At 39.5% G+C, this 14,064-nt stretch carries 12 protein-coding genes; all 12 read left to right on the top strand.

Features of this window, described 5'->3' with window-relative positions:
- The first annotated feature begins 10 nt into the window (after positions 1-10).
- The 12 genes from ACIQXR_RS13080 (at position 11) to ACIQXR_RS13025 (ending at position 13,938) form a co-directional block, all read left to right on the top strand.
- Positions 11-1,360 (top strand): acetyl-CoA carboxylase biotin carboxylase subunit, encoded by a 1,350-nt coding sequence (locus tag ACIQXR_RS13080; protein ID WP_402872743.1) that lies wholly within the window; start codon positions 11-13, stop codon positions 1,358-1,360.
- 57 nt (positions 1,361-1,417) lie between these two features.
- Positions 1,418-1,630: an acetyl-CoA carboxylase biotin carboxyl carrier protein subunit gene (locus ACIQXR_RS13075; protein WP_402872747.1), complete on the top strand. Its 213-nt coding sequence runs from the start codon at positions 1,418-1,420 to the stop codon at positions 1,628-1,630.
- Positions 1,631-1,647: 17 nt separating this feature from the next.
- Positions 1,648-2,547: a hydroxymethylglutaryl-CoA lyase gene (locus ACIQXR_RS13070; protein WP_402872750.1), complete on the top strand. Its 900-nt coding sequence runs from the start codon at positions 1,648-1,650 to the stop codon at positions 2,545-2,547.
- Between the two features lie 19 nt (positions 2,548-2,566).
- Positions 2,567-3,349, top strand: coding sequence for an enoyl-CoA hydratase (locus ACIQXR_RS13065; RefSeq protein ID WP_402872753.1), 783 nt, complete (start codon positions 2,567-2,569; stop codon positions 3,347-3,349).
- Between the two features lie 23 nt (positions 3,350-3,372).
- On the top strand, positions 3,373-4,902 hold the full coding sequence (locus ACIQXR_RS13060; RefSeq protein ID WP_402872756.1) for an acyl-CoA carboxylase subunit beta: 1,530 nt from the start codon (positions 3,373-3,375) through the stop codon (positions 4,900-4,902).
- Positions 4,903-5,205: 303 nt separating this feature from the next.
- Complete coding sequence (locus tag ACIQXR_RS13055; RefSeq protein ID WP_403080137.1) at positions 5,206-6,951, top strand: methyl-accepting chemotaxis protein; 1,746 nt, start codon at positions 5,206-5,208, stop codon at positions 6,949-6,951.
- A 238-nt stretch (positions 6,952-7,189) separates the two neighbouring features.
- Positions 7,190-7,954, top strand: a complete 765-nt coding sequence (locus ACIQXR_RS13050) for an NUDIX domain-containing protein (protein ID WP_402872762.1) — start codon at positions 7,190-7,192, stop codon at positions 7,952-7,954.
- A gap of 13 nt (positions 7,955-7,967) precedes the next feature.
- Positions 7,968-8,522, top strand: coding sequence for a cysteine hydrolase family protein (locus ACIQXR_RS13045; RefSeq protein ID WP_402872765.1), 555 nt, complete (start codon positions 7,968-7,970; stop codon positions 8,520-8,522).
- 49 nt (positions 8,523-8,571) lie between these two features.
- The gene (locus ACIQXR_RS13040; protein WP_402872768.1) at positions 8,572-10,041 is read left to right on the top strand and encodes a nicotinate phosphoribosyltransferase; all 1,470 of its coding nucleotides are present in this window, start codon (positions 8,572-8,574) and stop codon (positions 10,039-10,041) included.
- Positions 10,042-10,070: 29 nt separating this feature from the next.
- Positions 10,071-10,901, top strand: coding sequence for an ammonia-dependent NAD(+) synthetase (nadE, locus tag ACIQXR_RS13035; RefSeq protein WP_402872770.1), 831 nt, complete (start codon positions 10,071-10,073; stop codon positions 10,899-10,901).
- Between the two features lie 1,093 nt (positions 10,902-11,994).
- Entirely contained in the window at positions 11,995-12,846 is an 852-nt protein-coding gene (locus ACIQXR_RS13030; RefSeq protein ID WP_402959080.1) for a methyl-accepting chemotaxis protein, read from the top strand.
- A gap of 543 nt (positions 12,847-13,389) precedes the next feature.
- The gene (locus tag ACIQXR_RS13025) at positions 13,390-13,938 is read left to right on the top strand and encodes a hypothetical protein (RefSeq protein WP_403080134.1); all 549 of its coding nucleotides are present in this window, start codon (positions 13,390-13,392) and stop codon (positions 13,936-13,938) included.
- The last annotated feature ends 126 nt before the right edge of the window (positions 13,939-14,064 follow it).

Below are 14,064 nucleotides of genomic sequence, written 5' to 3'. Positions count from 1 at the left end.
AGGTAATGGGATGATTAAAAAGGTTCTTATTGCAAACAGAGGTGAAATTGCTTCGCGTGTCATTCGTACTTGTAAGGAATTGGGTATAGGGACTGTTGCAGTCTATTCAGAAGCTGATTCCGAATCTCCATTTGTTTCATATGCAGATGAAGCTTATCTTCTAGGAGGATCCCGCGTTCAGGAAAGCTATTTGAATGTCCCAAAAATCTTAGAAATTGCTAAAGAGGCTAAGGTTGATGCCATACATCCTGGTTATGGATTTCTTAGCGAAAATGCAGATTTTGCACGCTCATGCGAAGCAGCAGGTCTGATTTTCATCGGTCCCAATCCAGATGTCATTCAACAGATGGGCAATAAAGTAGAAGCCAGAAAAAAGATGGAACAAGCGGGGGTCCCGTTAGTCCCAGGTTTTTCACGCCCATTAATCGATAGTGCTGAGGCAGCAGCTGTTGCCGAAAAGATTGGTTATCCTATTATGCTGAAAGCGTCAGCTGGAGGCGGGGGTATCGGTATGCAGATGATTACTAACGAGGAAGATCTCTCGAAAGCATTCGAAAGCAATCAAAAAAGGGCTCAGTTATTTTTTGGTAATGGGGATATGTTCATTGAAAAATTAATTGAAAAACCGCGTCATATCGAGATTCAAGTGCTGGCTGACAAATTTGGGAATGCCGTTTATTTATGGGAGCGGGAGTGTTCGGTTCAAAGACGTCATCAAAAGGTCGTGGAAGAGGCCCCATCTTCTTTTCTGGATGAGGAAACAAGAAAGAAAATGGGTGAAGCGGCTATAAAAGCTGTAAAGAGCATCGGTTATCACAATGCTGGTACATTGGAATTTTTAGTTGATGCCAACAAGAAATTCTATTTCCTTGAAATGAATACACGACTTCAGGTGGAGCACCCGGTCACGGAGGAAATTACGGGTCTCGATCTTGTGGAACAGCAAATCAAAATCGCCAACGGAGAAAAACTCTCTTTTACACAAGAGGATGTTAAAAGACAGGGGCATGCCATAGAAGTGAGGATTTATGCAGAAGACCCTAAGACCTTCTATCCAGCACCAGGAACAATGACCGGTTTGTCCTTACCTGAAGGCGAAGGGATCCGTCATGAGCTTGCGGTTCAGGATAACTCGGTCGTTTCCCACTTTTATGACCCGATGATCGCCAAGTTGGTGGTTAGCGGAGCTTCTCGTGAGATTGCAATCGATAGATTAAAAGAAGCATTGAATTTATATAAAGTAGAAGGAATTAAAACGAATCTTCCGTTGCTCAAGGAAATCATTGAACATACGGCTTTCCATAAAGGGGATACGACGACGGATTTCATCAATAAATATATTAAAAAAATCACGGTATAAGTTGGGTGAGACCTACTGGGTCTTATACCTTTCATTAAGAAAACAGGAGGAATCAAAATGGGAGAATTAAAAGCGAGCATGGCAGGAAGCGTTTGGAAAATCGTAGCAGGTGAGGGACAAAGTGTTGCTGACGGACAGGATATCATCATTTTGGAATCTATGAAAATGGAAATTCCCATATCAGTAGAAAAGGGGGGCACGCTCAAAGAACTTAAAGTAAATGAGGGAGATTTTGTGAATGAAGGCGATGTTTTGGCCGTCATTGAATAAAGGGAAGGAGGGATAGGATGAAATGGCCTGAAAGCGTAACTATTAAGGAAGTAGGGCCTCGGGATGGCCTTCAGAATGAGAAGGTCATTATCCCGACGCAAAGAAAAATAGAGTGGATCGATCAGCTTTCCGAAACCGGTCTTACTTATATAGAAGCGACATCTTTTGTTCATCCAAAATGGATTCCTCAATTGGGGGATGCCTTGGAGGTGGGTAAAGGAATCAAGCGAAATCCAACTATCACATATGCGGCCCTCGTTCCGAACCGAAAGGGGTTAGAGTCTGCCCTTGAAGCAAATATGGATGAAATATCGGTTTTCATGTCAGCCAGTGAAACCCATAATCTGAAGAATATTAATAAAACAATCTCCGACACATTCCCTGTTCTAAAGGAAGTCATTGATGCAGCAAAAGATTCAGGAAAGACGGTAAGAGGGTATGTTTCCACTGTGTTTGGGTGCCCTTATGAAGGACCAATTGATATCAATCAGATATTCAGGGTATGCGATCAATTATTCGAGTATGGGATCAATGAGCTATCACTAGGAGATACGATTGGCGTCGCCTCTCCTAGACAAGTGGATGTTTTCCTAGAGCAAGCGGTGAAACGGTATGACAAGGACAGTCTGGCCCTCCATTTCCATGATACTAGGGGGATGGCCCTTGCGAATGTCCTCAAATCTTTGGACTATGGAATTGACACGTTCGACTCGGCGCTAGGAGGACTTGGGGGATGCCCATATGCACCGGGTGCGAGTGGAAATGTGGCTACAGATGATCTAGTTCACATGCTTCATAATATGGGCATTGACACGGGAATCGACTCCAAAAAACTGATCCAGTCAGCCTCCATGATGCAAACCTGTTTGGAAAAGCCTTTACCTAGCCATCAGATGGCCATCTACAACGCACAATAAACGCACGAGAGGTGAAGTAATGTTATCGAATGTAAAGGTTAGCCATGAGGAAAATGGAATAGCCATTGTGACATTGAATAGGCCGGATGCAGCCAATGCGTTATCCAGGGAACTTCTTCATAATTTATATGAAACTCTGAATGAATTGAAAATGCTGTCCAATCTTCGGACAGTGATTTTAACAGGGGCTGGAAATAAGGCTTTTTGCGCAGGCGCAGATTTAAAGGAACGGGCTGCGATGAATGAGGCGGAAGTCAAGGAAACGCTTAAACTGATCGGTGACACGATATCGGCAGTTGAAAGTCTTCCGGTTCCTGTCATTGCTGCGATTAATGGATCCGCTTTTGGTGGAGGTCTCGAGTTAGCTCTAGCATGTGATATTCGTATTGCATCAAGCACAGCAAAGATGGGGCTAACGGAAACCTCACTTGGCATCATTCCGGGGGGCGGGGGGACCCAGCGTCTCCCTAGGATCGTTGGCATAGCGACAGCTAAAGAACTGATTTATACGGCAAGGAGACTGGACGCCGAAACAGCAAAACAGATGGGCATCATCAGCCAGGTGGTCGATTCCGAGCACTTGCTTGAAGTAGCCAAAACACTGGCTAATGAAATTGCCGTTAACGCCCCTTTGGCCCTGCGAGCAGCCAAAATGTCGATCAACCAGGGAGTAGAAACCGATTTAAAGACGGGGCTGCAAATCGAACAGGACTGTTATCAGACGACGCTACAAACCGATGACCGGTTGGAGGGTCTGAGAGCCTTCAAGGAAAAACGCAAACCGATATTTACTGGTCATTAACTTCAGTTGAAGGAGGAAGATAAATGGTAACAACCGATAAACTCAGTGAACAGGTTGAAAAAATAAGTAAGGGCGGTTTGGAGAAATACCATCAAAAAAATGCGGAAAAAGGGAAGCTGTTCGTCCGCGAAAGATTAGAGCTGTTATTTGACGATGGGATAGATATTGAGGATGCCTTTTTTGCCAATTGTACGAGTGAAGGCCTTCCGGCGGATGGAGTTGTCACAGGGATTGGAAAAATCAATGGACAGACCGTCTGTGTCATGGCCAATGATTCAACAGTGAAAGCCGGATCATGGGGAGCAAGAACGGTTGAAAAAATCATCCGTATTCAAGAGACGGCCGATAAACTACAAGTACCCCTACTGTATTTGGTCGATTCAGCAGGTGCCCGTATCACGGATCAAGTCGAAATGTTCCCAGGGCGGCGTGGGGCTGGTCGGATTTTTTATAATCAAGTGAAACTGTCCGGTAAAGTACCACAGATTTGCCTCCTGTTCGGACCTTCAGCCGCTGGTGGGGCATATATTCCGGCTTTTTGCGATATTGTTGTCATGGTTGAAGGCAATGCGTCGATGTACTTAGGTTCACCGAGAATGGCTGAAATGGTCATTGGAGAAAAAGTGACCGAGGAGGAAATGGGCGGAGCAAAAATGCATTGTTCCGTTTCAGGTTGTGGAGATGTTCTGGTACAGTCAGAACAAGAATCGATTGCCTTTGCCCGTCGATACTTAAGTTATTTTCCAGGGAATTATCAACAAAAGCCAAAAGCGTGCCAATCAGAATTGCCTGCTGACTTTGAAAAAACGATTGAAGATTTGATTCCGAAAAATCAGAATGCACCATTCAATATGTATGACTTAATCGACAGGATCATAGACCGTGACTCATTTTGTGAAATCAAGAAGCTATTCGCACCTGAATTGATTACAGGTCTCGCCCGACTGAATGGTCAATCAATCGGAATCATCGCTAATCAGCCACGAGTCAAAGGGGGAGTATTATTCCATGATTCGGCTGATAAGGCAGCCAAGTTCATTAACTTATGTGATGCGTTCCATATCCCACTACTGTTTCTTACGGATATACCAGGTTTCATGATTGGTACAAAGGTGGAACAAGCGGGAATCATTCGACATGGTGCAAAAATGATTTCTGCCATGAGTGAAGCTACAGTACCAAAGATTTCTGTAGTGGTGCGAAAAGCTTATGGAGCCGGATTGTATGCAATGGCCGGTCCCGCTTTCGAACCGGATTGTGTATTAGCTTTACCGACCGCATTAATTGCCGTTATGGGTGCGGAAGCTGCTGTTAATGCCGTCTACGCAAATAAAATTAACGCATTGGAAGCAGAAGAACGGCCTGCTTTTATTCAACAAAAACGAGAAGAATATAATAAAGATATCGATATCTATCGTTTGGCTTCCGAGATGATTGTCGACGCAATCATCCAGCCTAATGATTTGCGAGATGAATTGAGTAATCGTTTTGAAGCATATGGCAGTAAACAGCTAACATTCACTGATCGGAAACACGGGGTGTATCCGGTTTAATCAATCACTATCAATAAAAGCCCCCTTTATTAATAGTGGATAGGCTTTAAAATATGATGTGAATACCTCCACTAGCTTATTAAGTGGGGGTATTCCTATGTTTTGGAACTCCTCGCTTTACTATATATTCGTATTTAACGAATATAACATCATACAGTACCCTTCGGCCCAATGCTTTTGTTTCTATTATTTTCCAATATATAATCTCTACAATAATCTTCATATAATTTTCATAGGGACGATAAATAGGTATAAGACGTACTCATCCTACTGTTCTTAAATCATTTTATGAGGTGAAACATCTTGATTAATATATTTCAAGGTAAATCTATAAAAACATCGCTAATTAAGTTGTTATTTGTTTTAATAGCATGTTTGTTACTATTCAATCTGGCAACATTATACTATGATTCTTCCCAATCGGTTGAACAAACCTTTAAGGAAACAGGTATAAAAGACGCAACAAGAGTAGCTTCAAATATCGATCCAGTCCTCTACCAGAAATTTCTTGATGAGCCCAAAGTCAATGACACATACAATCAAATTAAAAATCAATTAAATGATTTTCGAATTAAGTCCGGTGTTCTGTATGTATATACATATGCAGTGGAAGACAACAAGGTCAAAATGATGATCAATGGTTTAGATTCTGGTGAAGGGTCGCCCATTGGGGAAATTATAGAGACGATTACTTATGAAGAGTTATCACCTGTCTTGATGGGTGAAACGTTGAGTACAGAAATCATTAAAGATGAAAAGTACGGAAACTATATGTCATCTTTCGCACCCATTAAAGACAAAGATGGAAAGGTCATAGGCATTCTCGGTGTCGATACGGAGGCCGAAACTATTAAATCTATTAAAAATGGCGTACTATCCAGCCTTTTACCGATTGTCATTGCAATTTCGATTATTTTTACTGTACTCATATTGGGAATCGTCTACTATTATCTTGGTAAGAAGCTTAATCCTCTCAAGCGACTATCGGATATTGCAAATGCTATTACGAAGGGGCAGCTTGAAGAGGCCTCGACATTAACGCGGGAAAATAGAATACAATCTACTGATGAAATAGGATTACTCTATACATCTTTTGAAAAAATGACGGAGACTTTATCTGAAATGATAAGAAAAATGCATGGTCTATCATCATCATTACACGAGCAGAGTAGTAAATTGAATAATTCCTCTAATGAAGTAAATGAAGGGACAACTCAAGTGTCCGTCACGATGGATGAAATGGCGGTTGGCGCAGAGTCCCAAGCTAACTTAGCCTCTACACTTTCGGTGGATATGAGAGAGTTTTCCGAAATCATTGCCGCAACAAATAAGCAAGGTCAAGAAATTACCCAGTCAACAGAGGTAGTAATTAATGATTCACAGACTGGCATGAAATTAATGAGCTCATCAATTGAGAAAATGCAGGAAATCTATAATATTGTCTCGGAGTCAGTGAATCAGGTGAAAACTTTGGAATCGCAAAATAAAGAAGTAACCACGCTTGTTACGCTCATTAGCAATATAGCTGATCAAACGAATCTACTCGCTTTAAATGCAGCGATTGAAGCGGCTCGAGCAGGAGAGCAGGGGAAAGGATTTGCGGTGGTAGCGGATGAAGTAAGGAAACTTGCAGAACAAGTTTCTGATTCTGTCAACGGCATCTCTACAATAGTCGGCAACGTTAATAACAACTCAAAAAACATGGTGGAAATCCTTACATCAGGCTTAGAGAAAGTGGATGAGGGAAGAGGAAACCTTCATAAGACAGGTGAAACCTTCGATGATATTTCTACGGAATTGTCCACTATGAATGTATTGGTTCATTCCATGGCAAAACAGTTAATCCTGTTGACAAATAAAGAAGAAAAAATCAAAGGGTCCATTGAAGAAGTTGCGGCCATATCTGAGGAAAACGCTGCTGGTATCGAGGAAGTATCAGCATCTGCTCAAGAAATAAACGCAATGACTGGAGAGATGAAACAGTTAGTTTCCAATTTGGCCGTTGCTTCTGAAGATTTAGAAGAAATGAGTAATCAATACTCAGTTTAAGAATTCAATAAGAGACTGTCCCTTAAATGAGACAGTCTCTTTCTTGTATGTCAACAATTTTACTACTGTAAAGCTACGAGTCAACTTTCAGAAGCAATAGAAAATAATTATCCTTAAAAATGGAAATAATTAAATGTTAAATGTTGCAAAAAAGTGAAAACGAGAGTATTATAATTAGTAATTAAGGATTTACTAATTACTCATCCATTTATTTAAAAGAAAGAAAGTGAGAGCTGCCATGGTTCAGCAAGGTAAAAAGAAATATATCACTCCAGATGGATACACTGCAGACATTGCTATCTTTACGATAACGGCTAAAAAAACTGAGAAAAAAGCACCACCTGAAATGTTTTTGAAACTACTATTAATTAAACGAGCGGCTACAGATAAGGAAGGAAATCCAAATGTTGAAGGCAATAAATGGGCCTTGCCCGGTGGCTTTGTAAATGCTAATGAAACGGCCTATGAAGCCGCAGAAAGGGAGTTAAATGAAGAAACTGGAGTCTCAGGACTTCAAGTGAAACATTTTGGTATGTATGACCAACCGGGCCGTGATCCGAGAGGGTGGATCATCTCAAATGCTTTTTATGCAATTGTTCAGGAGAAATTTCTCCATCAAAGGAAGGCCAACGATGATGCCGCAGAGGTCGACTTATTTACGATTAAGGAAGTCTTACAACTGAATTTGGCTTTTGATCATTATAAAATCATTAATGAAGCGATTGAACTACTGAAAAAAGAAATGATGCAAACGACCATTGCAAAAAACTTCTTGCCGGATGAATTTACGCTTTCGGAGCTACAACGAGTTCTATTGACAGTACGGGATGATGCAAAAATCAGCGCAGATTCATTGTTTTTTTCTAAAGCTCCAAAGCTCCCATTCTTGGAAAAGGTTTTGGATGAAAAGGGTTTACAGAAGAAAACGAAACGTAATTCATTTCGTCCCTCACAACTTTACCGATTTAATGCTGAGATAGTCACGGACTCGATTTATTATTGAGGAGGAATGAAAAATGGGTAAAAAAGCATTGATTAATATCGATTATACGAATGACTTTGTAGCCGATGATGGTGCATTGACTTGTGGTAAGCCTGGTCAGGAGATAGAAGATGCACTTGTCAGTATTACAAAAGAGTTTATTAGACAAGGCGATTATACAGTTTTTGCAATCGATCTTCATGAAAAAAGAGACGGTTATCATCCTGAAGCGGATTTGTTTCCCCCTCATAATATTCGGGGTACAATGGGGAGAGATTTATATGGAAAGCTTAAAGATGAATATGAAATCAATAAAAATCTTATAAATGTACATTATATGGATAAGACACGTTATTCGGCCTTTGCAGGCACGGACCTGCATATCAAACTCAGGGAGCGGGATATTTCAGACGTATACCTAGTCGGAGTATGCAGTGACATATGCATTCTTCACACAGCAATGGACGCTTACAATTTAGGTTATAATATTTTCATTTATGAAAATGCAATCGCTTCATTTAATCAGGCAGGACACGATTGGGCACTTACCCATTTCGAAGGGGTCTTAGGCGCAACGATCATAAAGTAACGTCACAGAAAAAAAGGGAGGTACCGCTTCTCTTTTGGGAGGAACTATCATGGAAAACAAATATAATGACGATAGCTACGCGCTACACACTGATCTATACCAAATCAATATGGCTCAAACATATTGGGAGGATAATGCCCATAACAGAAAGGCAGTATTTGAAATTTTTTTTAGAAAGCTTCCTTTCAATAGTGGATATGCAATTTTTGCGGGACTAGAAAAGATTGTCCATTATCTTCAGAACTTTAGCTTTTCAGAAAGCGATATTGAATATCTAAAAAAAGAATTGCATTACGAAGAGGACTTTTTGAATTATTTGCAGAATATTTCATTTACTGGGACGATACGTTGCATGAAGGAAGGCGAGCTTGTATTTGCCAACGAACCGATATTACGGGTAGAGGCACCTCTTGGTGAAGCACAACTCATTGAAACGGCATTGCTGAACATTGTGAATTATCACACACTCGTCGCTACGAAAGCTTCACGAATTAAGCAGGTTATTGGCGATGAGTCTGCACTCGAATTCGGATCACGCCGGGCACAAGAAATGGACGCAGCCATTTGGGGAGCACGTGCGGCCTATATCGCCGGGTTTGATTCAACAAGCAACGTCCGTGCAGGAAAGCTGTTCGGAATACCGGTATCAGGCACACATGCACATTCTATGATCCAAGCTTATAAAGACGAATACACAGCATTTCATAAATACGCAAGCTCTCATAAAGACTGTGTGTTCCTGGTCGATACCTATGATACATTGCGTTCAGGCATACCAAATGCCATTCGTGTTGCTAAAGAATTGGGTGACAAAATCAATTTCATCGGAGTCCGTCTTGATAGCGGGGATCTAGCTTACCTTTCAAAAGAAGCACGACGCATGCTTGATTCAGCCGGTTTTCCAGATGCAAAAGTTGTAGCATCGAATGATTTGGATGAATATACGATTATCAACCTGAAGCAACAAGGAGCCCGGATTGATATTTGGGGTATCGGTACAAAATTGATCACCGCTTTTGACCAACCTGCATTGGGTGCCGTTTATAAAATGGTTTCAATAGAAGATGAAAACGGGAATATGAGAGATACCATCAAAATTTCTTCCAACCCTGAAAAGGTAACGACACCTGGTCTTAAACGGATCTATCGGATCATTAATAAAGTCAACCACCATGCAGAAGGTGATTACTTGGCGATGGAATTTGAAAAGCCACAGGAACAGGAAAAACTAAAAATGTTTCATCCCGTGCACACTTTCTTAAGTAAATTTGTCACAGATTTCGATGCAATTGACCTGCACGAAGACATTTTTGTAAATGGTACATTAACGTACGAATTGCCATCGATTGATGAAATTAAAGCTTTTACGTTAAGAAACATTCAAGTATTGTGGCCGGAATACTTAAGGGCCTTAAATCCGGAAGAATACCCCGTCGACCTGAGCCAGGAATGTTGGGATAATAAAATGAGAAATATAGATGAAGTGAAAGCCAATGTGGATAGAAAGCTTACAAAATAACGAATCTATTTGGGAAGAGGGGTTATACAGTGCGTCCATTACAAAAAGAAATCATAGAAAAATTACTTGTTCAACCAACAATCAATCCAGAAATTGAATTCCGGAAGAGCGTCGATTTTCTAAAGAACTACTTGAAGAAGAACACATTTCTAAAAAGTTTCGTCCTTGGAATTTCAGGTGGTCAGGACTCAACCATAGCTGGCTACATGGCCCAAGTAGCGATCAATGAATTGAATCAAGAGTTGAAGACCACCGAGTATACATTTATCGCTGTCAGCCTCCCCTACGGTATCCAGGCTGACGAAGAAGATAGGCAGCTAGCTCTGAAATTTATCAAGCCAAGCATGACCGTCACCGTCAACATTAAGGACGCGGTTGACGCATCTGTACGTGCAGTAGAGGAAGCGACAGGGAAAAAATTGACACACTTCCTAAGAGGCAATGCAAAGGCACGCGAGAGAATGAAAGTCCAATATGATTTAGCAGGACTATATAAAGGTGTAGTCCTCGGTACAGATCATGCAGCAGAAGCCATTACGGGATTCTTCACCAAACATGGAGATGGTGCGGCTGATATCATTCCGCTTTACCGTTTGAATAAAAGACAGGGCAAAGAAATCCTTAAATTCGTGGGAGCACCTGAACGACTATATATGAAAATTCCCACAGCGGATTTAGAAGATGATAAACCATTGATTCCTGATGAAGTTGCCTTAGGGGTAAGTTATGATGAAATTGACGACTACCTAGAAGGTAAAGAGATTAGGACGGAAGCGGCCGAAATCATTGAAGGCTGGTATACAAAAACGGAACATAAAAGAAATGAAGCCATTAATGTGTATGATACATGGTGGAAATGATATTAAATGTAGCCATACTGAATAATGACTCAATACAGAACCAAAAAAAACCGTACAACTCTTTTAACTAAGAGTGTGCGGTTTTTTTGGTTCAATAGGGATTACTGAAGAGTAATATGATGAAGATAATAACTTTACATATAAGGAACAGGATCCATTGATCTCATTTTATAGTATAAAATATCTATTTATTAACTTTAAAGCCATTTATAAACTCCGTAATGGTACTATAGAACAACGTTAGAACAAGGAGCGATGGTAAAATGAGTATGGATGTAAATGTTTCCCCTTTGTATGCGATTTTTGGAATATTGGACATAGTTCTCCGGATAATAGCTATACCTGCAATTATATACGGTATATATTTATTACGTAAAATATCTAAAAGGTAGTTTTAAGAGTCGATTGTTTAAAAGCTGATTGATTCCTTTTAATATAATAATGAAGTAAAACAAAGAAAAGCAAGGAGTGTTCAAGCACCTATGTCGAAAATGGTTCGCGTATAACTAAAAACTGAGTGTGATACAACTCATAAATACTTCTATACCGATGAAGTGCTGGATATGTAAGTTTTAAAGAATAAAGGGTTTTATATTAACCTAACTCAGAGTAAGGAATATTTTAGCCATAGAGCCACATCCAGAAGACGACGAGGAGCCGTTGTCACAGAATGGGGATACGTATGGGAATAATTATCCGGTTATAAATGTGAATCCGAAAGGTAATGTAAATTGGACGGTTAATAGTGAAGGCATAGATGCTCGTTTATGGGCGATAAATAGAGGATTATTAAAAAAAGCGATAAAGTTATGGGTATCTAACATCAAGAGAGGCCAAACAAACTTCATATGTGATATTCAAGGATTTGAAAATAGAACCTTACTCCATAAGGATAGGTTTTATTTAGGTAAGGTTTGTGTGAATATAAGTTTCTAATGGTCGGAAAATTTAAACTTTTACTGCTATCATAAATACATATTGGTTTTGGTCGATAAAAAACAGGGGTTCTTTTATACTGAGTAACAAATTTATATTAATTTTATATTATTCAAAAAAGACTCATATTTAACTTATAATTGAAAGGTGTGCAACGATGAAAATGGGTCTTTATTCTATACAACCGAAGTTGGAAGCTTTTGCATCAATTGCTCCACTCCTTAACGAGTTAATGCCTGAAGACATCACAATTGGAGTATGCGATACGGAAAAGTTTTTGTTAAGTGTACCGGGCAAGACTTTTTCCCTTGGTATTGAGCCGGGCTATCCACTTCAAAAAAATGATGCTATTACGGAAGCCATTAGAACTGGAAGAACTGTAAGAGTTTTTGTACCAGAAGGAGTTTTCGGTGTCCCGATTATTGCAAGTGCAATCCCTCTTTTTGATGAAAAGAGACAGGTGATTGGCGGGGTTGGACTTGGTGCAAGTATGGAGCAATATCATGCATTGTTTGGAATTGCTTCTAAATTATCAAAAGCAGTTGAACAAGTAACCGGGACAATTGAAGAGCTTGCTGCCAGCACTATTGTTTTATCCGAGAGCATGCAGCATATTTCCAATCAATCGAGTTCTGTTTTGCAAAGTGTTAGTGAAATCGAGAAAGTGTCTAAGATGGTAAGGGAAGTCTCTGATCTTAGCAATATTCTAGGTTTGAATGCCTCAATCGAAGCAGCCAGGGCTGGAGAGTTTGGGCGAGGGTTTTCTGTAGTTGCAAATGAAATCAGAAAATTGGCGGGTAATTCCAGAAGTCATACAGAGGTAATAAAGAAATCGGTCAACAATATTGAAGATCTGATTAAAACCCTAAGTACCTCCATTACGTCCATAAATGAAGAAACAGAAAATCAATCGGCGGTAACAGAAGAAATTTCAGCAACCATGATGGACATCAGTTCTCATGCAAGTTATTTGGCAGAAATGGCACAGGATATGTTAAAGGGAAAATGATAAAATAAAAATCACTGCATTGAACTGTATCCAATTGATAGACATCCATTTAACAATTGGCGCTGCAGTTTTTTGTCTATTTTCTGCAGAAAAAACCACAGGTTGTTGAACGATATACCTGAAGAAAGATAGAAAAAACCAAATATTAGTGGAAGGCTCTATTGAAGCGCTTCATAATGAAATTGAGTGTTTACATATGGAAACGATACATGAAAAAATTGACTGCTTTAATTCAAAATAAGGAAAAATCACCAAATAGGACAAGCACCAATAGTCTAAGAGTTAAGGTATAAATCCGTTGACTGACTCGAAAAGCTGGGAGTCCCTATAGTACGTATTATGATTTAGTGAAGTGTATGATTTGTTTCATTCCAAATGATGATGTAAAGGTGGAAATTAAGGCTATTCATGAGGAACATAAAATACAATTATTTAGAGGGGCAATAGGGAAAGCCACACCCAATATCCTAATTCTATAGCAGTCGCCCCCTAACGAAAAGTTCCTAACCGCTTTCTGGATGGTAAGATAAAGGAGGGAGAAAAATGCGTACATTTGATTACGAAGTGAGTGAATCCATAGAAAAGGATGAAGTATTGGATAGGATCTATAATCCTCCAATAGATCTTATATACTTTTTTAGAGATGATTCAAATAATGGTTTAACCTATACTTTTCTATTGAATACTGTGAACTTCCCTTTCTTTATTGTAATGAATGATGGCATGGGTTTTTATGAAGATTTTGAACACTTAAAACTATCCAAGCTGGTTCATTTAAATGATATAGAAAATATAAGCTTGAAAGTTTTCCAAGTACAAAGTAATAGGGATTTAAAGTTATTGATGCCTTATATACTTTTTTGTATTACCAATGGATGTTACGGGTTAGTATGTGATTGTCAACAGATGCATCTTCATAAGATTATTTCGTACAATATGGAGGATAAGTATAAACTTAAAAACAATACTGATTTAGATCCAAACGCAACGATTTACTTACTCTCAGATGTCGGGATAAGGATTTATAGCAATGATATGGTTTTAGGTAATATAAGCAAAACAAATCTATTAATAAATGAAGCATTTAATTGAACGCTTATCTAACTTTACAACGAATCAACCGAAGATATCCAAATACGTTTCAAGTTATAAATAATAGTCCAAAAGATTTATGTTATTTCTTCCAAAACCGTTTTCAAATGGTATAATAGGTAACTG

Origin of the sequence: Peribacillus sp. NPDC097224 (assembly GCF_044761985.1) — a bacterium.
Classification (GTDB): Bacteria; Bacillota; Bacilli; order Bacillales; family DSM-1321; genus Peribacillus.
Note: the sequence above shows the minus strand (reverse complement) of the source record. Positions and strands in the feature narration are given on the sequence as shown.